This window comes from Sphingobium fontiphilum, assembly GCF_014196635.1.
GTDB classification, from domain to species: Bacteria; Pseudomonadota; Alphaproteobacteria; order Sphingomonadales; family Sphingomonadaceae; genus Sphingobium; species Sphingobium fontiphilum.
The window spans coordinates 132,657-152,275 of the sequence record NZ_JACIEB010000003.1; the positions used below are offsets into that span (position 1 = coordinate 132,657).

The 19,619-nt window shown below is 63.6% G+C and carries 20 protein-coding genes; 7 read left to right on the top strand and 13 right to left on the bottom strand.

Annotated elements, in window-relative coordinates:
• Positions 1 to 34: 34 nt before the first annotated feature.
• The 9 genes from ccoP to GGR44_RS07705 all read right to left on the bottom strand — a co-directional run bounded on the left by ccoP (position 35) and on the right by GGR44_RS07705 (position 7,646).
• A complete protein-coding gene (gene ccoP / locus GGR44_RS07665; RefSeq protein ID WP_183955001.1) occupies positions 35 to 982 on the bottom strand; it encodes a cytochrome-c oxidase, cbb3-type subunit III in 948 nt (315 codons plus the stop codon).
• A complete protein-coding gene (locus GGR44_RS07670) occupies positions 975 to 1,151 on the bottom strand; it encodes a cbb3-type cytochrome c oxidase subunit 3 (protein WP_183955002.1) in 177 nt (58 codons plus the stop codon). Before GGR44_RS07670 ends, ccoP begins: the two co-directional genes overlap by 8 nt.
• On the bottom strand, positions 1,148 to 1,882 hold the full coding sequence (gene ccoO / locus GGR44_RS07675) for a cytochrome-c oxidase, cbb3-type subunit II (protein WP_183955003.1): 735 nt from the start codon (positions 1,880 to 1,882) through the stop codon (positions 1,148 to 1,150). The genes GGR44_RS07670 and ccoO overlap by 4 nt, the downstream gene beginning before the upstream one ends.
• A 12-nt stretch (positions 1,883 to 1,894) precedes the next feature.
• A complete protein-coding gene (gene ccoN / locus GGR44_RS07680; protein WP_183955004.1) occupies positions 1,895 to 3,556 on the bottom strand; it encodes a cytochrome-c oxidase, cbb3-type subunit I in 1,662 nt (553 codons plus the stop codon).
• A gap of 126 nt (positions 3,557 to 3,682) precedes the next feature.
• Positions 3,683 to 4,444, bottom strand: a complete 762-nt coding sequence (locus tag GGR44_RS07685; protein WP_183955005.1) for a Crp/Fnr family transcriptional regulator — start codon at positions 4,442 to 4,444, stop codon at positions 3,683 to 3,685.
• A gap of 68 nt (positions 4,445 to 4,512) precedes the next feature.
• A complete protein-coding gene (locus tag GGR44_RS07690) occupies positions 4,513 to 4,926 on the bottom strand; it encodes a DUF2147 domain-containing protein (protein WP_425511305.1) in 414 nt (137 codons plus the stop codon).
• Positions 4,927 to 4,930: 4 nt separating this feature from the next.
• Complete coding sequence (fixJ, locus tag GGR44_RS07695; protein WP_183955006.1) at positions 4,931 to 5,542, bottom strand: response regulator FixJ; 612 nt, start codon at positions 5,540 to 5,542, stop codon at positions 4,931 to 4,933.
• Between the two features lie 35 nt (positions 5,543 to 5,577).
• Positions 5,578 to 6,726 carry a sensor histidine kinase gene (locus tag GGR44_RS07700; RefSeq protein WP_183955258.1) on the bottom strand — a complete coding sequence of 383 codons (1,149 nt, stop codon included), beginning with the start codon at positions 6,724 to 6,726 and terminating at the stop codon, positions 5,578 to 5,580.
• Between the two features lie 104 nt (positions 6,727 to 6,830).
• Positions 6,831 to 7,646, bottom strand: a complete 816-nt coding sequence (locus GGR44_RS07705) for a universal stress protein (RefSeq protein ID WP_183955007.1) — start codon at positions 7,644 to 7,646, stop codon at positions 6,831 to 6,833.
• A gap of 126 nt (positions 7,647 to 7,772) precedes the next feature.
• Here GGR44_RS07705 and GGR44_RS07710 point away from each other — a divergent pair, with 126 nt between their 5' ends.
• Together GGR44_RS07710 and GGR44_RS07715 are read left to right on the top strand one after the other, a co-directional pair.
• Complete coding sequence (locus GGR44_RS07710) at positions 7,773 to 8,135, top strand: hypothetical protein (RefSeq protein WP_183955008.1); 363 nt, start codon at positions 7,773 to 7,775, stop codon at positions 8,133 to 8,135.
• An 18-nt stretch (positions 8,136 to 8,153) separates the two neighbouring features.
• Entirely contained in the window at positions 8,154 to 8,663 is a 510-nt protein-coding gene (locus tag GGR44_RS07715) for a GNAT family N-acetyltransferase (RefSeq protein WP_246344378.1), read from the top strand.
• Between the two features lie 118 nt (positions 8,664 to 8,781).
• On the opposite strand, the gene GGR44_RS07720 is transcribed toward GGR44_RS07715, so the two are convergent.
• From GGR44_RS07720 to GGR44_RS07730, 3 genes are all read right to left on the bottom strand, one after another.
• Positions 8,782 to 9,834 carry a tyrosine-protein phosphatase gene (locus GGR44_RS07720; RefSeq protein WP_183955009.1) on the bottom strand — a complete coding sequence of 351 codons (1,053 nt, stop codon included), beginning with the start codon at positions 9,832 to 9,834 and terminating at the stop codon, positions 8,782 to 8,784.
• Between the two features lie 13 nt (positions 9,835 to 9,847).
• A complete protein-coding gene (locus GGR44_RS07725) occupies positions 9,848 to 12,424 on the bottom strand; it encodes a TonB-dependent receptor (RefSeq protein WP_183955010.1) in 2,577 nt (858 codons plus the stop codon).
• A gap of 390 nt (positions 12,425 to 12,814) precedes the next feature.
• Positions 12,815 to 13,477 carry an OmpW/AlkL family protein gene (locus tag GGR44_RS07730; protein WP_183955011.1) on the bottom strand — a complete coding sequence of 221 codons (663 nt, stop codon included), beginning with the start codon at positions 13,475 to 13,477 and terminating at the stop codon, positions 12,815 to 12,817.
• A 143-nt stretch (positions 13,478 to 13,620) separates the two neighbouring features.
• Between GGR44_RS07730 and hemN the strand changes: the two genes are divergently transcribed.
• From hemN to GGR44_RS07745, 3 genes are all read left to right on the top strand, one after another.
• Positions 13,621 to 14,928, top strand: coding sequence for an oxygen-independent coproporphyrinogen III oxidase (gene hemN / locus GGR44_RS07735; RefSeq protein ID WP_183955260.1), 1,308 nt, complete (start codon positions 13,621 to 13,623; stop codon positions 14,926 to 14,928).
• Entirely contained in the window at positions 14,918 to 15,169 is a 252-nt protein-coding gene (locus GGR44_RS07740; RefSeq protein WP_221214332.1) for a hypothetical protein, read from the top strand. The genes hemN and GGR44_RS07740 overlap by 11 nt, the downstream gene beginning before the upstream one ends.
• 66 nt (positions 15,170 to 15,235) lie before the next feature.
• On the top strand, positions 15,236 to 16,204 hold the full coding sequence (locus GGR44_RS07745) for a LysR family transcriptional regulator (RefSeq protein ID WP_183955012.1): 969 nt from the start codon (positions 15,236 to 15,238) through the stop codon (positions 16,202 to 16,204).
• Between the two features lie 13 nt (positions 16,205 to 16,217).
• Here the strand turns inward: GGR44_RS07745 and GGR44_RS07750 are convergent, their stop codons facing one another.
• The gene (locus GGR44_RS07750) at positions 16,218 to 16,889 is read right to left on the bottom strand and encodes a glutathione S-transferase family protein (RefSeq protein WP_183955013.1); all 672 of its coding nucleotides are present in this window, start codon (positions 16,887 to 16,889) and stop codon (positions 16,218 to 16,220) included.
• Between the two features lie 528 nt (positions 16,890 to 17,417).
• Between GGR44_RS07750 and GGR44_RS07755 the strand changes: the two genes are divergently transcribed.
• Together GGR44_RS07755 and GGR44_RS07760 are read left to right on the top strand one after the other, a co-directional pair.
• Positions 17,418 to 19,301: a ribonucleoside-diphosphate reductase subunit alpha gene (locus GGR44_RS07755; protein ID WP_183955014.1), complete on the top strand. Its 1,884-nt coding sequence runs from the start codon at positions 17,418 to 17,420 to the stop codon at positions 19,299 to 19,301.
• Between the two features lie 35 nt (positions 19,302 to 19,336).
• Positions 19,337 to 19,618, top strand: coding sequence for a hypothetical protein (locus tag GGR44_RS07760; RefSeq protein WP_183955015.1), 282 nt, complete (start codon positions 19,337 to 19,339; stop codon positions 19,616 to 19,618).
• Position 19,619 lies beyond the last annotated feature (1 nt).

Genomic DNA, 19,619 nt, shown 5'->3' on the forward strand with positions numbered 1-19,619 from the left:
GACGCATATCGCCGCCCCGGTCGCCCTTTAACCTTTATTGGCCGGTCTGCGACTGCACGCCATTGGCCGCATCGGCCACCGCCGGGACTTCGGGCGCAGGCGCCGCCTCGCCGCCGCCCAGGCTGTGGACATAGGCCGCCAGCATCCGGATGGTCGCCTTGTCCAGCTTGTCGCCCCAGCGCGGCATCACGCCCTGACGGCTGTTCTGCACCGTCGCATGGATGGCGTCGGCGTCGCCGCCATAGAGCCAGATGCCGTCGGTCAGGTTCGGCGCGCCCAGCGACCGGATGCCCTGGCCAGCGGGGCCGTGGCAGACGGCGCAATTGTCGGCAAAGACCGGCGCGCCGCGCTGCGAAGCCGCGCCCGGCTTGTCCTGACGGCTGATCGTGCGAACATGGGCGACGACATCGTTGACCTGCGCAGGGGTCAGCAACTGATCGCGGCCGAATGCGGGCATCATCGACTGGCGCGTTTCGGCATGGTCGGGATTGCGAACGCCATCGATGATCGTCTTTTCGATGGTGGTCAGATCACCGCCCCACAGCCAATCGTCGTCATTGAGGTTGGGATAGCCCTTCGACCCGGCTGCGCCCGAACCATGACATTGCACGCAATGCACCTTGAACGCCGCCCGGCCGCCCTCGACCGCCGCCTGCATCAGTTGCGCATTGCCGGGCAGCTGTTCGATGGGCGTGTCGGCGATCGCCTTGTGAATCGGCGCCAGCGCGGCGTCGCGCGCGGCCAGTTCCTTGACCAGCGCTCCACGACTGGACCAGCCCATCGCGCCACGGGTGTAATCGCTAATCATCGGCCAGGCCGGATAGGCGATGGTATAGCCGATGGCGAAGAGGATCGTGGCATAGAAGGTCCACAGCCACCAGCGCGGCAGGGGCGTATCCAGCTCCTGAATGCCGTCCCATTCATGACCCTTGAACTGGGTGCCGGTGGCGGCGTCGATTTGCGCTTTGCTCTCGTCAGCCATGGTCGGCCTCCGTCTGTTCGCTGTCCGGTTCGAAAATCATGTTGGCGGCGTCGCGGCTGCTCTCTCGCCCGTGGGGCAGATAGTGCCAGCCGATCAGCACGAGATAGGCGAGAGCCATGAAGACCAGCCCCCAACTGTCGGCGAAATGCCGCATGTCATTGTAGCTCATTGCGGCTCCTCCTGCGCGCCGGCGGCGTCGACGTCGACCAGCGTGCCCAGCATCTGGAGATAGGCGACGAGCGCATCCATTTCGGTGAGCTGGCCCGGATCGCCGTCAAAGTCGCGCACCTGCGCCTTGGGATAACGCTTCTTGAGCGCTTCGGCATCGGCATTGGGGTCGGCCTGGGCCTTCAGGTCGTCATTGGCCGCGGCGATGGCGGCGGCGTCATAGGGGACGCCAACGCGCGAAAGCGCGGTCAGGTGCTTGCTCATGTCGCCCGCCTTCAATGGCCGTTCGGACAGGAAGGCGTAGCCCGGCATGATGGATTCGGGCACCACGGCGCGCGGATCCTTCAGATGCTGGACATGCCATTCATCCGAATAGCGGCCACCCACGCGGGCGAGGTCCGGCCCGGTGCGCTTCGACCCCCATTGGAACGGGTGGTCATACATGCTCTCGGCCGCCAGGCTGTAATGACCGTAACGCTCCGTTTCGTCGCGGAACGGACGGATCATCTGGCTGTGGCAGTTATAGCAGCCCTCGCGCATGTAGATGTTGCGCCCGGCGAGTTCGAGCGGCGTGTAGGGCCGCACCCCTTCCACCTTCTCGATCGTGTTGTCGATCCAGAAGAGGGGCGCGATTTCCACAAGCCCGCCGATGGCGACGGTGAGCAGCGCGGCAATGCCCAGCAGCGAGACGTTCCGCTCCAGCTTGCCATGGTCGAAATATTTGCTTGCCATGAAACTGTCTCCTTAAGCGGGCTGGGCGGCGGGCAGAGGCCGGTCGGCCTGCGCATCATACGGGGCGTCGTGCATCGGCTTTTCTGCGCGCAGCGGGCTGCCGGCGATCGTCTTGCCGATGTTCCAGGCCATGATGAGGGCGCCCGACAGGTAGAGCAGGCCGCCGGCGGCGCGGATCAGATACATCGGGAACATGGCGCTCACGACTTCCGAGAAAGCATAGACGAGATAGCCGTCCGACCCATATTCGCGCCACATCAGCCCCTGCATGATGCCTGCGACCCACATCGACGCGGCGTAGAGGACGATGCCCACCGTCGCGAGCCAGAAGTGCCAGTTGACCAGGCGCAGCGAATAGAGGCGTTCACGCTTCCACAGGCGCGGGGCGAGATAATAGAGGCAGGCGAAGGTGATCATGCCGTTCCAGCCCAGCGCGCCCGAATGGACGTGACCGATGGTCCAGTCGGTATAGTGCGACAGGCTGTTCACCGCCTTGATCGACATCAGCGGCCCTTCGAAGGTCGACATGCCATAAAAGGCCAGCGCCATCACCATCATCCGGATGATCGGGTCGGTGCGGATCTTGTCCCATGCGCCGTTCAGCGTCATCAGGCCGTTGATCATGCCGCCCCAGCTGGGCATCCACAGCATGATCGAAAAGACCATGCCCAGCGTCTGCGCCCAGTCGGGCAGCGCGGTGTAGTGCAGATGGTGCGGACCCGCCCAGATATAGAGGAAGATCAGCGACCAGAAGTGGATGATCGACAGGCGATAGCTGTAGACCGGCCGTTCGGCCTGCTTGGGCACGAAATAATACATCATTGCGAGGAAGCCGGCGGTCAGGAAGAAACCCACCGCATTATGGCCGTACCACCATTGGGTCAGCGCATCCTGAACCCCGGCGAAGGCGCTGTAGCTTTTCGCGCCCAGCAGGCTGACCGGCATCGACAGATTGTTGACGATGTGCAGCATCGCGATGGTCAGGATGAAGGACAGATAGAACCAGTTCGCCACATAGATGTGGGGTTCCTTGCGCTTCAGGATGGTGCCGCCGAAAACGACCAGATAGGCGACCCAGACAATGGTCAGCCACAGGTCGACATACCATTCAGGCTCGGCATATTCCTTGGCTTCGGTGATGCCCAGCAGATAGCCCGTCGCGGCGAGCACGATGAACATCTGATAGCCCCAGAAGACGAAGCGGGCGAGCGCGGGGAAGGCGAGGCGCGCGCGGCAGGTGCGCTGCACCACGTAAAAGCTGGTCGCGATCAGCGCGTTGCCGCCAAAGGCGAAAATGACCGCCGATGTGTGCAGCGGGCGCAGGCGGCCAAAACTGGTATATTCCAGCCCCAGGTTGAGCGCCGGGAAGGCAAGCTGAAGCGCGATATAGAGACCCGCGAGAAAACCCGCGAGCCCCCAGAAGACGGTGGCGATGACGCCCCAGCGGACCGGGTCGTCATCATATTTGCCCTGATCGGCGGGCATTTTGAGGAGGCCGCGCGTCAGCGCCTGATAATCGGCGCTGCGCATGGTGAACACGGCGACCAGCAGGGCGGCGGCGCACACGATGCCCATGTGCACGGCAAAGCCGGAATCCGCCGCCGCCAGCATCGCCGCGAATGCGGCGAGCGCGACAGCGAACCAGCCGCCCGTCTTCATTACTAGCTTTTCCATGGATTTTCCCCGTTAAAGGCGTTGCGGCTCCCTTTCTGTCGGGGGCCGCCCCATCGCATTGACCTTTGTCAAAGGCGCGGCTGACGGTCTTTACGGGATAGTCCCTAGGACTTTGGGAGGAGGGCTTCAGGCCGCTTCCGCCATGGCTTCCAGGCGATCCTCGTCCAGGATGCAAACACCCCTGCGACCCGCCAGCTCGATGATTCCCAAGCGCTTCATTTCGGTCATCTGGCGGGAGACCGTCTCGATGGTCAGGCCCAATATGTCGGCCATCTGCTGGCGCGACAGGGGCAGGTCGATCTGAACCCCCTCGCCATCGGGATCGAGCCTGCGGGTCATGTCGATCAGGAAGGATGCGACCTTTTCCCGCGCGGTCTTGCGTCCCAGCAACAGCATCCAGGCGCGCGTGCGATCAAGATCGTCAAGCGTGCGTTGCAGCAGGCGATGTTCCAGTTGGGGATGTTCGCGGGCAAACCCGTCGAAAGCGCCGCGCGGGAACAGGCAAAGACGCGCGTCGGTCAGCGCGGTGACGCTGTGCGGCGTGCGCGCGCCAAAGGGACGGCCGATGAAATCGGAAGGATAAACGACACCGACAATCTGTTCGCGCCCGTCGCCGGTCGACGTCGACAATTTGAGCGTGCCTTCAATGACATTGGCGACGATGGTGGAATCATCGCCTTCCCACATCACCGTCTGGCCGGCGCGCAGCGAGACCCGCCGCCCCGTGCGGTTGAGCGCATCCAGTTCCGCCCCGTCAAGATCGGCGCAGATCGCATGGGAACGGACCTGACACTGCGCGCAGGCGCTGACACGGGCACTGGCCGGGCAGCTATTGGCGGCGGGGCTTTCGCGGCGGGCGCTTTGCGCCAGATCAAATTGCATGTCCATGGCCGCTCAATGCAGCGCATGCCGGTTGCGACCTATCCGTAATAGTCCCTAAAATGGGCAAACCGGGGTCAGGGCAGGCGCGTCCAGACCTGCGAACGACAGCCGATCCCGCCGATCAGGCACCCTTTGCCTTCCAGATGGTCGGCGTCGATCAGCCGCACCGTGCCCGAAAATGTCTTGCCGATGTCGGGCACGAACACCCGGCCCCGCCAGACATTGGGCTGTTGGGGCCGAAAATCTCGGAACAATTGCGTCCCGATCAACGGGTCGGTGCCGCCCCGGCGCGCATCCGCCTTGGCCTTGTCGCTGGCCCAGACGACCGTGCCGCACATCGCCTGCCCGCACCGTTCGGCCCGGATATGGACGCTGCCGCCGGGATTGCGCCAGATGCCGAAGGAATCGGCGGGAGCGGCGGACGCGCGCCCGACCGGGGCGACCAGCATCAGCGCCAGCGCAAAGGCCCGGAACGGTCGGTGGCCCATCCCCCTATTCCATCCCCGCCTGGAACGCGATGCGCAGCGCATCGGCCAGACTTTTGACGTCCAGCTTCTGCATCAGGTTGGCGCGATGGATTTCCACCGTGCGCGGGCTGATGCCCAGGTCATAGGCGATGGTCTTGTTGGGCAGGCCCGCGACCAGCCCCTCCAGCACCTCGCGCTCGCGATCGGTCAGCACGTTGAGGCGCGATTGCGCTTCTGTACGGCGGGCGGACAGGCCCCGTTCGGCCAGCGCCACTTCGCCCGCGGAAGACAGGCAGTCGATCAGCGCCGCCTTCTCGAACGGTTTTTCGAGGAAATCGGTCGCCCCGGCCTTCATCGCCGCAACGGCCAGGTCAACGTCGCCATGGCCGGTCATGATCACCACCGGCAGCATGATGCCGCGCGCGCGCAATCGCCGCTGCACCTCCATGCCGTCGATTCCGGGCATCCGCACGTCGAGCAGGACGCAGCCTTCCTCGATATGGTCGGCCGCCTTCAGAAAGGATTCCCCGTCGGCATAAAGCTGAACCGAATAACCCGCAGTCTTGAGCATGAACGACAACGACCGGCGGATCGCTTCATCATCGTCGACGATATGGATGGTGGGCTTGGCGGTCATGGGGGCTTCCGGCTCAAGGGTGGTCGTCGGTTCCGTCAATCGGCGCGGTCGAGCGTGAAGTGGAAGGCGGTGCCGCCCCATGGCGATGGGTCGGCCCAGATGCGGCCGCCATGCCCCTCCACGATCGTCTGGCTGATCGACAGGCCCACACCCATGCCCGATGGCTTGGTCGTATGGAAGGGGGTGAAAAGCGTGCGCGACATGTCCGGGCCAAGACCGGGGCCGCTGTCGGCCACCACCACCTCCACCTTGCCGCCATCGACGGGCATGGCCGACAGGCGCAGCATCTTCATCGACCTGCCCGCCATCGCCTCCACCGCATTCTTGACCAGATTGATGATGACCTGTTGCAACTGGACACGGTTGGCCAGCACCTTGCCGACCCCCGGTTCGACGCTGATGTCCATGTCGATCCCCCGGCTGTCGATGCCGATAAAGGCGAGCGCGGCGGCCTCCGCCATCAATGCGCGCAAGGGTTCGGGCTGACGGTCGGTCTCGCCCCGGCGTATGAATTCGCGCAGCGACCGGATGATCTCGCCCGCGCGCAAGGCCTGCGCCGCGCTCTCGCTCATCGCCTCGGCCAGCATCTCGCGGTCGACCGGGCCGTCGACCGCCAGCAGGTCCCGCCCCGCCTCCATATAATTGGCGATGGCGGTCAGCGGCTGGTTGAGCTCATGCGCCAGCGCCGACGCCAGTGTGCCCATGGCGGTGACGCGGCCGGTATGGGCCAGTTCCGCCTGCAGGTCGGCGACGCGCTTTTCGGTCCGCTGGGTTTCGGTAAGGTCGCGGATGAAGCCGGTGAACAGCCTGCGCCCCTGATCGCGCAATTCCCCGACGGCCAGTTCGATGGGAAAGGTCGATCCATCGCGCCGCCGCGCCGTGGTGAGGCGGCCGATGCCGATGATCCGCCGTTCGCCCGTATCCATATAATGGCGGATATAGCCATCATGCCGCTCACGGTCAGGCGATGGCATCAGCATGGAGATATTCTCGCCGAGCACTTCGGGTTCGGCATATTGGAACATGCGCTGGGCCGCGGCGCTGAACGAGATGATCTGCCCCCGTTCGTCGATGACGATCAGCGCATCGGGCACGGTCGCCAGGATGGAGCCAAGCAACGCCTGCTCCAGACTATGGCTGTCCTCCGCCAAACGCGCGCTGCCTTCGTCGCCGGTGCCGTTCATGGCGCGGACCATGGCGGGCTTTCGGAGCGTTTTCAAGCCGGGCGGGATCGCCCGGCGGCTCGGAAAACGCGGCAAGGAACGGGCGCTGAACCGGTCCCGCCGGTTCAGTGCGCCAGCAAGAGCGGGATGCGCGCGCCGCGCAGCAATTCCGCGGTCACCCCGCCGAAGATGAATTCACGCAGCCGGTTATGGCCAAAGGCGCCCATCACCAGATAATCGGCAGCCAGTTCCCCCGTGGCGGCCAGCAGCGCTTCGCCGATGGTGCGGTTCTTCTGCGGCCATTCATGCAGTTCGGAACGGATGCCATGGCGCGCCAGAAAGGCCGATGCCTCGGTCGAGGGAAAGCCATGTTTGCCGCTTTCCTCTACCGTGACGAGATGCACCTGCTCGGCGCGGGCCAGCAGCGACAGGGCTGCGCGCAAGGCCATGGCCGCTTCCTGCGACCCGTCCCATGCAACGACGGCGCGGCCGCAGAAATCCACCGCACCGACCGACGGCGGCACCGCCAGCACCGGCGCCCGGCCGCCGACCGCCAGGTCAGCGACAATCGGCAGCGGATCATTGTCGTGCCGGCGGCCGCTTTCGGGCAGCGTCACGACGATCGCATCGCTCAGCCGACCGGCCGCCAGCAGGCTGCTCACCACGTCGCCATCAACATGTTCCCAATCCCACGACACGCCTTCGCGCGCCATACGGGTTTCGACCAGCCGCCTCTCCTTCTCCTCCTCCTCCCGGATGAAGGCGATGTCATTGGGCAGCAAATAGCCGCCGCCGAAAACATCGGCCGAAACGAAGGCGGCGACCGGCGTCACCTGGACGCAGTGAATATGCGCGCCGGTCGCGCGCGCCAGATCAAAGGCCGCCTGCATCCGGCTTTCGCGGCCCAGATCGTCGTGGATGTGCAGCAGGATGGATTTCATCGTCATTCTCCCTGGTGGGCGCAAGGACAGTCTATCATGAATCAAGGATAAATTGGCGGGGAATGCGCGAGCCATCCGGGAATGTCCGTATTTCGCGACGTGGGGAAAAAAAGCATTTGAAACGCCATGACTTGGATGACGGTTCGACTGGAATTGGCCCGCACGCCAGCCTTTCCACATGGTTCCCCGGCGCGCAGCTTTGTGCTGCGGCTGCCGATCGGCGCCGACGGGTCGGTTGACCAGCGGGAATATGGCGCGCGGCCCGAAATGGCCACCGTGCGTCGGTTCTGGCCGAACGAACCGGACCGGAGGGGCTATATGGTGCCCACGCCGGCCGGATGGGCGCTGTCGTCAGCGCCGGGGGGAATGGACGGCTCCACGCTGTTCCAACTTGATGGGCATGTCATTCGTCAGGGTATTTGCGTGACCCTGACGGAACCCAGCGGAGAGCACCTGCCTTTCGAGGTCAAGGCGCTCGCCCGTGCCTGAACCCAGGAGTTTTGAACGATGATTGATACGATGCCCGCCCTCCAGACCCGCGATGGCATGGCGTTGCGCGTGCGTCCGGCCGACCATGCCGACGAAGCCGCGATCGCGGCCTTCTTCACCAGCGTCTCGGCCGATGACCGGCGCTTCCGCTTCCTGAACGCCGCGCCGGGACTGACCGCCTCGCAAATCCATGCGCTGGCCGAATCCGACCACCATCATCACGAAAATATCCTGGCCTTTGTCGAGGGCAGCGACGACATCGTCGCCATCGCCACGCTGGCCGCCGATGCGCCGCGCGAAACAGCTGAGGTCGCAATCTCCATCCGGTCGGACTATCGGGGCCGCGGCATCGGCTGGAGCCTGCTCGACCATGTCGCCGAACTGGCGAAGAGCTGGGGCGTGACGCGGTTGCAGGCGATCGAAAATCGCGAAAATCACGCCGCCATCCAGTTGGAGCGCGAAAAGGGCTTCGTCGCGTCGGGCATCGACGGCGATCCGGGTCTGGTGCTGCTCGAACGCCGGTTCTAAAAAGGCGCACGCCGCTTCGTCACAAAAGCGATGCAAAAAGCCGCCCGGACCGATCAATGTCCGGGCGACTTTTCCATCAATGCTGACCGGCGCGGTGTGCTGCGCCGGTCATGCGGCATCAGCGCAGCATGACGGCGCGCAAACGGGCGATGTCTACATCGCTCAAGCCCAGCGCCTGCTTGAGATAGCCCTCCGATCCGCCATATTGCTGATCGAGATAGGTGAAGAACTGCGCCAGTTGCGATGCGCCGGTCGGCGTGTAGAGCGGCTTGGTAAGCTCGCGTTCCTCTGGCTTGCCGGCCATGTACATCTGCACGACGGGATTATCGGGATAATCCTTGGGATCGACCTGGGGCATTTCCCATCGCGGGCGGCGCAAGTCGGTCGAAAGATGATAGTCCTTCAGGATCGTTTCCCGGTCGACGCCGAGCGTGTCATAGAGCAGCGCCGTGGCGATGCCGGTGCGGTCCTGCCCGGCCGAACAATGATAGACGACGGCCCCTTCGTCAGCCAGCAGACGGCGGAACAGCGACCGGAACTGGGGCGCGAGAATCTTTTCCATGCCGGAATAGACATTCTCGCCGTTGCCAGCGCCAAACTGCGCCATCATCGGCTTGAGTGAATAATCGTTGGCGACGAACATCGCGCCGGTGCGGTCGTCCAGTAGATCGGGTGCGACCTGGCGTTCCTCCAGCGAGCGCAGATCGACGATGGTGGCGATCCCCAACTGGCCGAGCAGCGCATAATCGGCGTCGGTCAGCAGCGGCATCGCGCCCGAGCGGAAGGCCTTGTCCCAGCGGACCGTTTTCCCGTCCTTGGTCACATAGCCGCCCACGTCGCGGAAGTTGCTGCCCTGCTGCAGCGGCAGGACGCGTTCGGCCGCCACGACCTGTTCACCGTCCTTGCCGGCCAGGATGACGTAGCGGCGCTGACTGGTTGCGATGGACAGCTTGACCTTGCGATCCTTGCTGGCCGTGGCGACGCGTTGGTCGCCATCGTCGAGGATCGTGTCCTTGCTGATCCAAAGGGCGACGGGCGCGTCGGTTTCGCGCGACAATTCGACCGTCTGATCGTCCAGCCGCGTCACCACTGCCGCCTCACGGGCGAAGGCGGTCGAGGAAAGCAACGCCGCCAACACCGCCGTTATTGCTGTAAACCCATGGTTTTTCATATTTTTTCTCCGGTCAGAAACTGAAGCGCGCGCCAAACAGATAGCGGGCTCCGATCTGCTCCACCTCGGTCGGCGTGGCGGCGCTGCCCTGATAGGCGATATATTTTTCGTCCGTCAGATTGGCGAGGTCGGCAAACAGGGTGAAATTGTCGGTCAGCGCATAACGCAGCGAAACGTCCAGATTTTCATAGCCCTTGCGATATTCGCCGCTGCCAAGGCCACCCAGCGTATCCAGCCAGTCGGAGCGCCACTGATAGCTGACCCGCGCCGAAATGCCATATTTCTCATAGAAGAAGGAGGCGTTGGCGATGGTGTCCGACATGCCCTGGAAGGCAATGCCCTTTTGCGTGGGCGTATCGAAATCCCCGTCGAGCAGGGTCAGGTTGCCCTGAAACCCGAAGCCGTCCAGCGCGCCGGGCAGAAAGTCGAACTGCTTGAGGATGTTGAACTCGACACCGTAGAGCTTGCCGCTATCGCCGTTGAACGTGCCGCTGAGCAGATAGGCCGAACGGTCCACACCACCGAAATTATAGATGTCCGAGCCTACCACCTGCCGGCTTTGATACAGCACATTGTCGACGGCACGATAGAAGCCCGCGACAGAGATCAGGCCGTTGCCCGGCAGATAATATTCGATGCTGGCGTCCGCGCCCCAGGTATATTCGGGTTTGAGCAGCGGGTTGCCGCCGCCGATGGTGCCGGGCGAGGCGGTGTCGTCGATGGAGGCGCCGACACGGATCGCGCCATAGGCGGGGCGCGACACGCTGCGCTGGCCCGCGACGCGCACCACCAGATTGTCGGTCACGTCATATTTGACGTTCAGGCTGGGGAAGAAATCGGTCTTGCCGCTGTTCACGAGAAGCGGCGTGTAGACGCCGCCGGACAAAACCGAACCCTTGTTATCGAGCACATAATGTTCGACGCGCACACCGCCAATGGCCGTCAGGGCGCCACTCTCCACCTTGGCCATGACATAACCGGCCAGCGTCTTTTCATTCTGATCATAGCGGTCTGTGACGGGAATATCGGCGTCGGGATTGTAGAGCCCCTTGGCCTGGAGCGCGACCAGCAGACGGTCGACATCCTTGCGCATGGCGACATTGTCGACATAGTTCAAGGTCAGGCCCAGCGGAAAGCCGGTGTCCCACGGCTTGTCCGTGACATAGCTGTTGACGTCGAAAGGCTGGCCCACCGCCGCACCCAGGGCGCCCAGAAAAACGATGTTGGCGGTCGCAAAATTACTGCCCCTGATGTCTCGGTCGGCATAGAGGCCGCCGGCCGACAAAGTCACATTGCCCATTTCCTTGGTCAGGTCGAGCTTGGCGGTATAGCTGTCGGATATCGTCGCCTGGCGCGCGGCGATCATATAGGCGCCCGGCGCCGACAGGCTGGCCTGGTTGAAGCCGCCGCTGGTCAGCGAGACGATCGGGAAGTTCGGATCGCTGCGATCATAGCTGAACGAAAGCGCGTTGCTGCTGCCCGTGGACGACTGGACAAGAGGCAGGTAGCTGGTGTTTTCGGTGCGGGTGTAGTTGAGCTTGACCGAAGCGGTCAGGCCATCGTCAAACGCATAGTCGCCGCCGATCAGGCCGATATAGTTGCGGTTGCGATATTCACCGAAATTGAAGCTGCCGCGCAACGGCACGCCGGTGAGTTCGCCAGACTCCAGTCCGCGAACGCCGCCTGTCGCCCGGTCGAGGCGCAATTCATACTGGTTGCGCTGCTCATTGTCGTTGAATTCGGAGAAGATCGCCTTGGCGTAAAAGCGCTGGCCCGCCTCGGGTTCATATTCGACGCCGCCGAACAGGCCGTTGTTCCAGCGTTCGATCCGATATTGGCGAATATCGAACTCGGTCGGGCCGGACGCGTCATAGACGCCCACTTCGCGATTGTCGGTCAACTGCTTGCGCCGATAGTGCGAGCCGCCGAGCACGAAGCCGACCGTGTCGTTCGACCAGGACAGGCGCAACGAACCCTGGCGCTGCTCCCCGCCGCCCAACTCCATCAGGCCATAGCCCAGGTCGCCCGACATATGGAATCCGGGCTTCTGCATCGGCGAATAGGTCTTGAGGTCGATGGTGGCGACGACCGCATCGGCCTGAAGATTGGAGGTCAGCGACTTGTTGATCACCAGTTCCGACAGCAGCACCGCCGGAATGGCGTCGAACCGGAAGGCGCGGGTGTCGCCGCCTTCATCAACGCCGATCATCGGAATGCCGTCGATGCTGACCGAAGTCCAGCGATTGGGCGCGCCACGCACCTGGATATAGCGTTCCTGGCCCTGATCGCGCTGCACCGCAACAGCGGGCAGGCGCGACAATGCTGCGGCCGCGTTCTGGTCGGGGAAACGGGCGGCGGCGTCGGCCGAGGCGATGTCGGCGAAATTGTCGGCCAGGCGCTTGGCGCTGACGGATGCATTCTGCGAAGCGAGGATCGAGCCGGTCACGACGATGTCGCCGCTATCATCGGCATCAGCAGGCGCAGCATCGCCTGCCGCGGCCGAGACCTGTGCAAAGGCCGGGGCCAAGGTGAAGCCGCTGGCTGCGGCGCCCAACAGCAAATTTCCCAGAATGCGAGTCGGTATAAGCATGATGCCCCCCTTGAACAGTGTCTGGGGGGTCCGCTAGGTCGTTTGCATGTCACTTGCATTACGGCGGCGCAGCATAATTTGCGACGCCCATGGCGCGCCGCCCCGTCGAAATCCGATTACGCCTTACGCAATTGCCGGACGACACGAATCTGTCGTAAAAATGGCGCAATTTCGGCGTTAGCGCCAGTATAACGGAGGCATTTCAGCGCCTTTCTGGCGCAATCGCAAACGCATTCCCGCTCTGAAATATCGGTCCAATTGATCAGCGACGCAGCCGGGGAGTCCGTTTCCCGTCCGGAACAACGCACCTGCGAAGAAGGCTGAAAACGACATTGAGGGGGCCGGTTCGTCACCGGCTCCCTCCCCATGCCCCCCGGCATGACCCGTTGGTCAGAAGCGCATGCCCAGGCCGATGCCGAAGACGAGCGGATCGAGGTCCACCTTCACCTTCTGCACGCCGGCCGCCGTGGTGGCGAGGCGGGCGGTCGTGTCGATGTCGATATATTTGACGTCGATGTTCAGGAAAATCTTCTCATTGAGGTCGATGTCGACGCCCGCCTGCGCGGCCCAGCCAAAGCTGCTCTTCATGTTCACCTTGGTCTTGCCGACGGCGGTTTCCAGGCCCTTCGACGCGTCTTCGGAATAGAAAAGCGTGTAGTTGACGCCCGCGCCGACATAGGGGCGGACCTTGGCGTCGGGCATGAAGTGATATTGCGCTGTCAGCGTCGGCGGCAGCACCCAGGTGGAGGCGAGCTTGCCCACCGTCTTGGTCGTGCCGGTCACGCCGCTGGCGCTGTGCTTGGTCGTCGCGGCGATCAGTTCGAACGCGATATTGTTGGTCGCGAAATAGGTGAAGTCGATTTCGGGCGCGACGGCATTGTCGATCGCCACCTTTTCACCGGGGAAAGCAGGCAGAACGCTGCCGCTCTTTTCATTGGGGGCGACCATGATGCCGCGCAGACGGATGAGGACGTCGCCCTGTGCGGCCTGGGCCGGGGCGGCGACCATCGCGCCAAAGGCGGCGGCGCCGAGCAAGAGAGTCTTGAACGTCATCGCATATTTCCTTCCTGAATCGCTTTGTTCGTTTTGACCCCGCCCTTCTGCGCGCAAACGCCCATGCCAACATTGATCCCGCTCAACCCCGCATTTGACATGCCTCAATGCCCATCGCCCCGCGACCGGGCATCACTGCGATCATGTGGACCTATCATCCCGATCTGCTGACCGCGCCGGTGCCGCGCTACACCAGCTACCCGACCGCAGCGCAGTTCAGCGACGATGTGGGGGCGGCCGACATGGCCGCCGCGCTCGATGGGGTGAAGCAGGGGGCCGGCCTGTCGCTCTATGTCCACATTCCCTATTGTCACGACATATGCTGGTATTGCGGTTGCAACACCGGGGCGGCCACGCGCGCCCACCGGCTGTCGGCCTATGTCGAGGCGCTGGAACAGGAAATCGCGATGGTCGCCGAACGGCTGGGCGGACGCGGTCGGGTGGGGCGGATCGCCTTTGGCGGCGGCAGCCCCAACTCCCTGCCGCTGATCGACTTCATTCGTATTCTCAATCAGTTGCTGCGCTGTTTCGACGCAGGGGAGGCCGCGATCTCGGTCGAGCTGGACCCGCGGCGCCTTGACCGTCAGTGGATCGGCGCGATGGCATCGGTGGGGGTCACGCGCGTCAACCTGGGCGTGCAGACCTTCGCCCCGCATGTGCAGGCCCATATCGGCCGCATCCAGCCGGTCGAGATGGTCGAGACCGCGATGGAGGCGCTGGACCGTGCGGGCATCCGCACCGGGTTCGACCTGATGTACGGCCTGCCCGGCCAGTCGATCGAGGATCTGGAAGAAACCATCCGCACGACGATCCGCCTGGCCCCGGCGCGCATCGCCCTGTTCGGCTATGCCCATATGCCGCGCCTGTTGCCGCGCCAGCGGCGCATCGATGCGTCCGCGCTGCCCGATGTGGACACGCGGTTCGCCATGGCCGCGACCGGATACCGGATGCTGGTGGAGGCGGGTTATCAGGCGATCGGCTTCGACCATTTCGCGCTGCCGCGCGACGCCATGGCGCTGGCCGCGCGCACCGGGCGGCTGCACCGCAATTTTCAGGGCTTTACCGAAGATGACGCGCCGGTTCTGATCGGCCTGGGCGCCAGCGCGATCAGCGCTTTCCCCGACCTCCTCATCCAGAACGAAAAACAGGCCGGGCCCTATCGCGACCGGCTGGCGCGGGGCGAGCTGCCCGCGGCGCGCGGCGTGCGCCGGACAGCCGACGACCGGACGCGCGGGCGGATCATCGAGGATCTGCTGTGCCATGGCCGGGCCGACATGGCGGGGATCGATCCCGCGCCACAGCTTGCCGGTTACGAAGCCATGGGGCTGGCGGTGCGCGACGGGTCGCTATTGCGCCTGACGCCGGACGCCCTGCCCTATGCCCGCTCCATCGCCGCCTGTTTCGACGCCTATCTGCTGCCCAGCGAAAGCCGGTTCAGCCATGCGGTTTGAAGCGGAAAGGGCGCAGGCCCGGCCATCCGTCGCGGCGTTAATCGGCGCTCTCGCCTGCCTCCATGTGCTGTTGGCGCCCGCCCCGGCGCAGGCCAGCGGGTCGCGCTACGCCTGCGGGTCGCTGCCGCCGGGATGGACGCCGCCATGGGAACGCGACAAGCCCGCCGCTCCGTCGCCGACGGATATGGGATGCCACCTGATGATGGGGTGCCGCCGCCAGATCGGCGAAGAAAATGGCTGATCGCTTCGACCAGGCCGTCTAAACAGACTCTTACCCCTGAGCGGCTTTTCCTTTAAGCTTGCCGCCATGACCTCTCCCTCGCTGCGCCAGTTGGATATTTTTGCGCAGCTTGTGGCGTCGGGCAGCATGGCCGAGTGCGCCGACGCGCTGGGGGTTTCGATCGACGCGATCAGGCGCGACATGGCGACGCTGGAGCGGCGGCTGGGCTTTCCCCTTTTCGAAACGGCGGGTGGCGCGGCGCGGCTGACCGACGCGGGGCGCAAGACGGTGCGCGCCATGGCGCTGCTGAGCGACCAGAGCGAGGCGCAATGGCAGGCCGACGATCCGCCGCCCGCGCCCTCAGTCGTTGCGCAATCGCCGCCCGTCGTCGCCCCCGCAGCGCAGCCAGGGCCCGATTCGGCGCCGGCACAGGCATCGGAATCGGACCGCATAACGATCACCATCACCGCGCCCGCACCGCTGTTCAGCCATTTTCAGGATGCGCTGACCGCGTTTGAGGAAGCCAATCCCGACATCGCGATCACGCTGGACCTGCATGCCCGTTCGGCGGGCGAGGCGCAGCACATGCTGGCGCGCGGCGAGACCGACATCATCTATTTCCATGCGCTGGGCGAACCGACGGCGTTCCCGTCGCGCTATGTCTGGTCCGAACAGATCGCCCTGTATCTGGGCGACGCGCATCCGCTCGCCCGCGCGGACATGGTGAGCGCCGGCGATCTGGCGGGCGTGCCCCGGCTGGCCATGGAGCCGGGCAACGGCCTGCGTGCGGTGACTGATCAGGCGCTGGACAAGGCGCGGCTCGACCTGGGTCCGCCAACGCTGGAAACCGACAATCTTTACGACATCATGGTCGCGGCGCGCGAAGGCCGGGGCTGGTTCGCCGCCTTTGGTCCGCTGGCGCGCGATTTCGGGCGGATGCAGGGCATAGCGCGGCTGAAGCTGGCGATGCCCCTGCCCGCCATCGAAATCCGTCAGGCGGTGCGCGAAGACGCCGATGGCGCGGCGCAGGCGCTGGCCGAATATCTGTTCATGTAACGAAAAGGCCCGATCAGAAATCGGGCTTTTCATAATGGGCGGGCGGGACGATCACTTCCATCCGGTCGGAAAGCAGCGGGCGAAAGGACGGCCGCGATTTGAACCCGGCATACCAGCGTTTGACCGGATCATGCCCGGTCCAGTCGATACCGCCCAGATAATCAGCGACCGACAGATGGGCGGCGGCGGCGATGTCAGCCAGGCTGAGCGTGCCCCCCGCCATCCAGCTGCGATGGTCGAGCAGATAGTCCATATAGTCCATATGGACATTGGCGCGCTTCATCGCCTCGCGCAGGATGCGCGCGTCGGGCGAGGTGCGTTCGATCAGGCGTTTCTTCATGCGTTCGTGGAGCAGCGGTCCGACCACATCGCCATAGAAATTCTGGTCGAAAAATGCGGTCAGCCGCCGCACCTCCGCCCGGCCCGCCGCCGTGCCGGAAATCAGCGGAAATTTCTCGACCGTTTCCTCGAAATATTCACAGATCGCCTGGCTGTCGATCAGCACGGCGCCCTTGTCGCGATCGACCATCACCGGGGTCGTGCCCGCCGGGTTCAGATCCAGAAACTCGTCGCGCATCATCCAGGGGGATTCGCGCACCAGGTCGTAACCAACCCCCTTTTCGCCTAGCAAAAGCCGGACTTTGCGGGAAAAGGGACAAAGGGGAAATTGGTAAAGCTGCCACATCGTCCCTCCCTGTTAGGCGCGGGCGCGGCACGGGGGAAGCGGCAATTTCATCCGCGCGAACGGCTGGCGGCCAATGGCGGCGGCGGATCGGCGAGGGAGACGAAACGCCATCCAGGGGCAAAAAATATTTTTGCGATTCCGGTTTGTTCACTTGCCTTTTCCGGGTGCGGCCAATGTCCACGCGTCGCTGCGCCGCACGCATGCGCCTGCACCCGTCGGCAAGGGTCGGCGAGTCCCTAATCTGTCATTTACCCTCTTGCGCCTCGCCAACGCTGTGGCACTATCCATGGTATTCGCGTATCGGGGGATACCCAAGGGATTGTAATCACAAGTGCCGGCCTTTTTCGGCGCTGGGGGCTTTTTGTCCCCGCGATTCACCCCTTTGGCCGCAAACCGATAGGCGCGACGGAGCGGTTTTGATAGGGTGGAGGCTTGGCTTTCCATCGCTTGACTGAATCGAACGAATGAAGAACAAACAGGGGCGTAGGCATGGACTTTAGGGACGGCCGGGAATCAGGTGACAACGACATGGCCACGATGATCGAAGAACGGACGGACATGGAGCAGAAGAGCGCCCCCGCAAAGGCGACGCCGCTTTCATCGTCCACCATATTGGAACGCCGCTTTCCGGTGACGACCGATGCGTCGCGCGACGCGCTGCTGACCGAATTCGGCAAGGATACGCTCAAGGACCGCTATCTGCTGCCCGGCGAATCCTATCAGGATCTGTTCGCCCGCGTCGCCGCCGCCTATGCCGACGATGCCGACCATGCCCAGCGCGTCTATGACTATATCAGCCGCCTGTGGTTCATGCCCGCCACCCCGGTGCTGTCGAACGGCGGCACGGGCCGGGGCCTGCCCATTTCCTGCTATCTCAACAGCGTCGACGACAGCCTGGAAGGCATCGTCAACACTTGGAACGAGAATGTCTGGCTCGCCTCGCGCGGGGGCGGCATCGGCACCTATTGGGGCAATGTGCGCGGCATCGGCGAACCGGTCGGCCTCAACGGCAAGACCAGCGGCATCATTCCCTTCGTGCGGGTGATGGATTCGCTGACCCTCGCGATCAGCCAGGGTTCGCTGCGCCGCGGTTCGGCCGCCTGCTATCTCGACGTGTCGCACCCGGAGATCGAGGAGTTCCTTGAAATCCGCAAGACCAGCGGCGATTTCAACCGCAAGGCGCTGAACCTGCATCATGGCGTGTTGCTGACCGACGAGTTCATGGAGGCGGTGCGCGACGGCGCCGAATTCGCGCTGCGCAGCCCCAAGGACGGGTCGGTGCGCGGATCGGTCAACGCCCGCGCGCTGTTCCAGAAGCTGGTCGAGGTGCGCCTCGCCACCGGCGAACCCTATATCGTCTTCAACGACACCGTGAACCGGACGATGCCCAGGCATCATCGCGAACTGGGTCTGAAGGTGTCGACCTCCAACCTCTGTTCGGAAATCACCCTGCCGACCGGCACCGACCATCTGGGTCAGGACCGCACGGCGGTGTGCTGCCTCTCCAGCCTCAATCTCGAAACCTGGGACGAATGGAGCAAGGACGGCCGCTTCGTCGAGGATGTCATGCGCTTCCTCGACAATGTCCTGCAGGATTATATCGACCGCGCGCCCGACGAAATGGCCCGGGCCAAATATTCGGCCAGCCGCGAACGCTCCGTGGGCCTTGGCGTCATGGGTTTCCACAGCTTCCTGCAAGCGCGCGGGCTGCCGTTCGAAGGCGCGATGGCGAAATCTTGGAACCTGCGCATCTTCAAGCATATCAACGCCAAGGTGAACGAGGCGTCGATGCTGCTGGCGCAGGAGCGCGGCCCCTGCCCCGACGCCGCCGACATGGGCGTGATGGAGCGTTTTTCCTGCAAGATGGCGATCGCGCCGACCGCGTCGATCAGCATCATCTGCGGCGGCACCTCGGCCTGCATCGAGCCGATCCCGGCCAATATCTACACCCACAAGACGCTGTCGGGCAGCTTCGTGGTCAAGAACCCCTATCTCGAAAAGCTGCTGCGCGAAAAGTCGAAGGATTCGACCAATGTGTGGAACAGCATTCTGGAGCGGGGCGGCAGCGTCCAGCATCTCGATTTCCTGACGGCGGAAGAAAAGGACACGTTCAAGACCAGCTTCGAAATCGACCAGCGCTGGCTGCTCGAACTGGCCGCCGACCGCACGCCCTATATCGACCAGGCCCAGTCATTGAACCTCTTCATCCCGGCCGACGTGGAAAAATGGGATCTCCTCATGCTCCATTTCCGCGCCTGGGAACTGGGCATCAAGTCGCTCTATTATCTGCGGTCAAAGAGCGTGCAGCGCGCGGGCTTCGCGGGCGGCGTGGAAGCCGACAACACGATCGACGCGCCCAAATTCCAGATCGGCGAGACCACCGACTATGACGAGTGCCTGGCCTGCCAATAGTTTCGGTCAAAGTGGTACTTTGACCGAGTAGGAGAATGGCGTTGACGGACGGTTGGGTCTTTCTGTCGATTACGGCTCTGATTGCGATTGGCGTATTTTTGAATGGCGTGCGCTTTTCACGAATGAGGAAAAACCCCTTTGTGGGACGCTCGCTGTTCGGACAGCCAATTCAGGGCGGAGAATTATCGATCCGACACATTCAATGGATCGGTAAAATTCAGATGATCTTCGCGCCGATTTTCCTGCTGTTTGCTGTTTCAATGACTTTCGGATTTTTTGGCCCTGTTGAGGGCATTACGATAATCAAATTCAACTGAG

What these genes read in the sequence shown, in the direction of transcription:
- GGR44_RS07715 (WP_246344378.1), top strand. Translation starts at nt 8,154, where the DNA reads ATGATTGATACGATGCCCGCCCTCCAGACCCGCGATGGCATGGCGTTG.
- fixJ (WP_183955006.1), bottom strand. Translation starts at nt 5,542, where the DNA reads ATGACCGCCAAGCCCACCATCCATATCGTCGACGATGATGAAGCGATC.
- GGR44_RS07730 (WP_183955011.1), bottom strand. Translation starts at nt 13,477, where the DNA reads ATGACGTTCAAGACTCTCTTGCTCGGCGCCGCCGCCTTTGGCGCGATG.
- GGR44_RS07700 (WP_183955258.1), bottom strand. Translation starts at nt 6,726, where the DNA reads ATGAACGGCACCGGCGACGAAGGCAGCGCGCGTTTGGCGGAGGACAGC.
- ccoP (WP_183955001.1), bottom strand. Translation starts at nt 982, where the DNA reads ATGGCTGACGAGAGCAAAGCGCAAATCGACGCCGCCACCGGCACCCAG.
- GGR44_RS07745 (WP_183955012.1), top strand. Translation starts at nt 15,236, where the DNA reads ATGACCTCTCCCTCGCTGCGCCAGTTGGATATTTTTGCGCAGCTTGTG.
- GGR44_RS07755 (WP_183955014.1), top strand. Translation starts at nt 17,418, where the DNA reads ATGGCCACGATGATCGAAGAACGGACGGACATGGAGCAGAAGAGCGCC.
- GGR44_RS07740 (WP_221214332.1), top strand. Translation starts at nt 14,918, where the DNA reads ATGCGGTTTGAAGCGGAAAGGGCGCAGGCCCGGCCATCCGTCGCGGCG.
- GGR44_RS07725 (WP_183955010.1), bottom strand. Translation starts at nt 12,424, where the DNA reads ATGCTTATACCGACTCGCATTCTGGGAAATTTGCTGTTGGGCGCCGCA.
- GGR44_RS07750 (WP_183955013.1), bottom strand. Translation starts at nt 16,889, where the DNA reads ATGTGGCAGCTTTACCAATTTCCCCTTTGTCCCTTTTCCCGCAAAGTC.
- GGR44_RS07705 (WP_183955007.1), bottom strand. Translation starts at nt 7,646, where the DNA reads ATGAAATCCATCCTGCTGCACATCCACGACGATCTGGGCCGCGAAAGC.
- hemN (WP_183955260.1), top strand. Translation starts at nt 13,621, where the DNA reads ATGTGGACCTATCATCCCGATCTGCTGACCGCGCCGGTGCCGCGCTAC.
- GGR44_RS07760 (WP_183955015.1), top strand. Translation starts at nt 19,337, where the DNA reads ATGGCGTTGACGGACGGTTGGGTCTTTCTGTCGATTACGGCTCTGATT.
- GGR44_RS07670 (WP_183955002.1), bottom strand. Translation starts at nt 1,151, where the DNA reads ATGAGCTACAATGACATGCGGCATTTCGCCGACAGTTGGGGGCTGGTC.
- ccoN (WP_183955004.1), bottom strand. Translation starts at nt 3,556, where the DNA reads ATGGAAAAGCTAGTAATGAAGACGGGCGGCTGGTTCGCTGTCGCGCTC.
- GGR44_RS07720 (WP_183955009.1), bottom strand. Translation starts at nt 9,834, where the DNA reads ATGAAAAACCATGGGTTTACAGCAATAACGGCGGTGTTGGCGGCGTTG.
- GGR44_RS07685 (WP_183955005.1), bottom strand. Translation starts at nt 4,444, where the DNA reads ATGGACATGCAATTTGATCTGGCGCAAAGCGCCCGCCGCGAAAGCCCC.
- ccoO (WP_183955003.1), bottom strand. Translation starts at nt 1,882, where the DNA reads ATGGCAAGCAAATATTTCGACCATGGCAAGCTGGAGCGGAACGTCTCG.
- GGR44_RS07710 (WP_183955008.1), top strand. Translation starts at nt 7,773, where the DNA reads ATGACTTGGATGACGGTTCGACTGGAATTGGCCCGCACGCCAGCCTTT.
- GGR44_RS07690 (WP_425511305.1), bottom strand. Translation starts at nt 4,926, where the DNA reads ATGGGCCACCGACCGTTCCGGGCCTTTGCGCTGGCGCTGATGCTGGTC.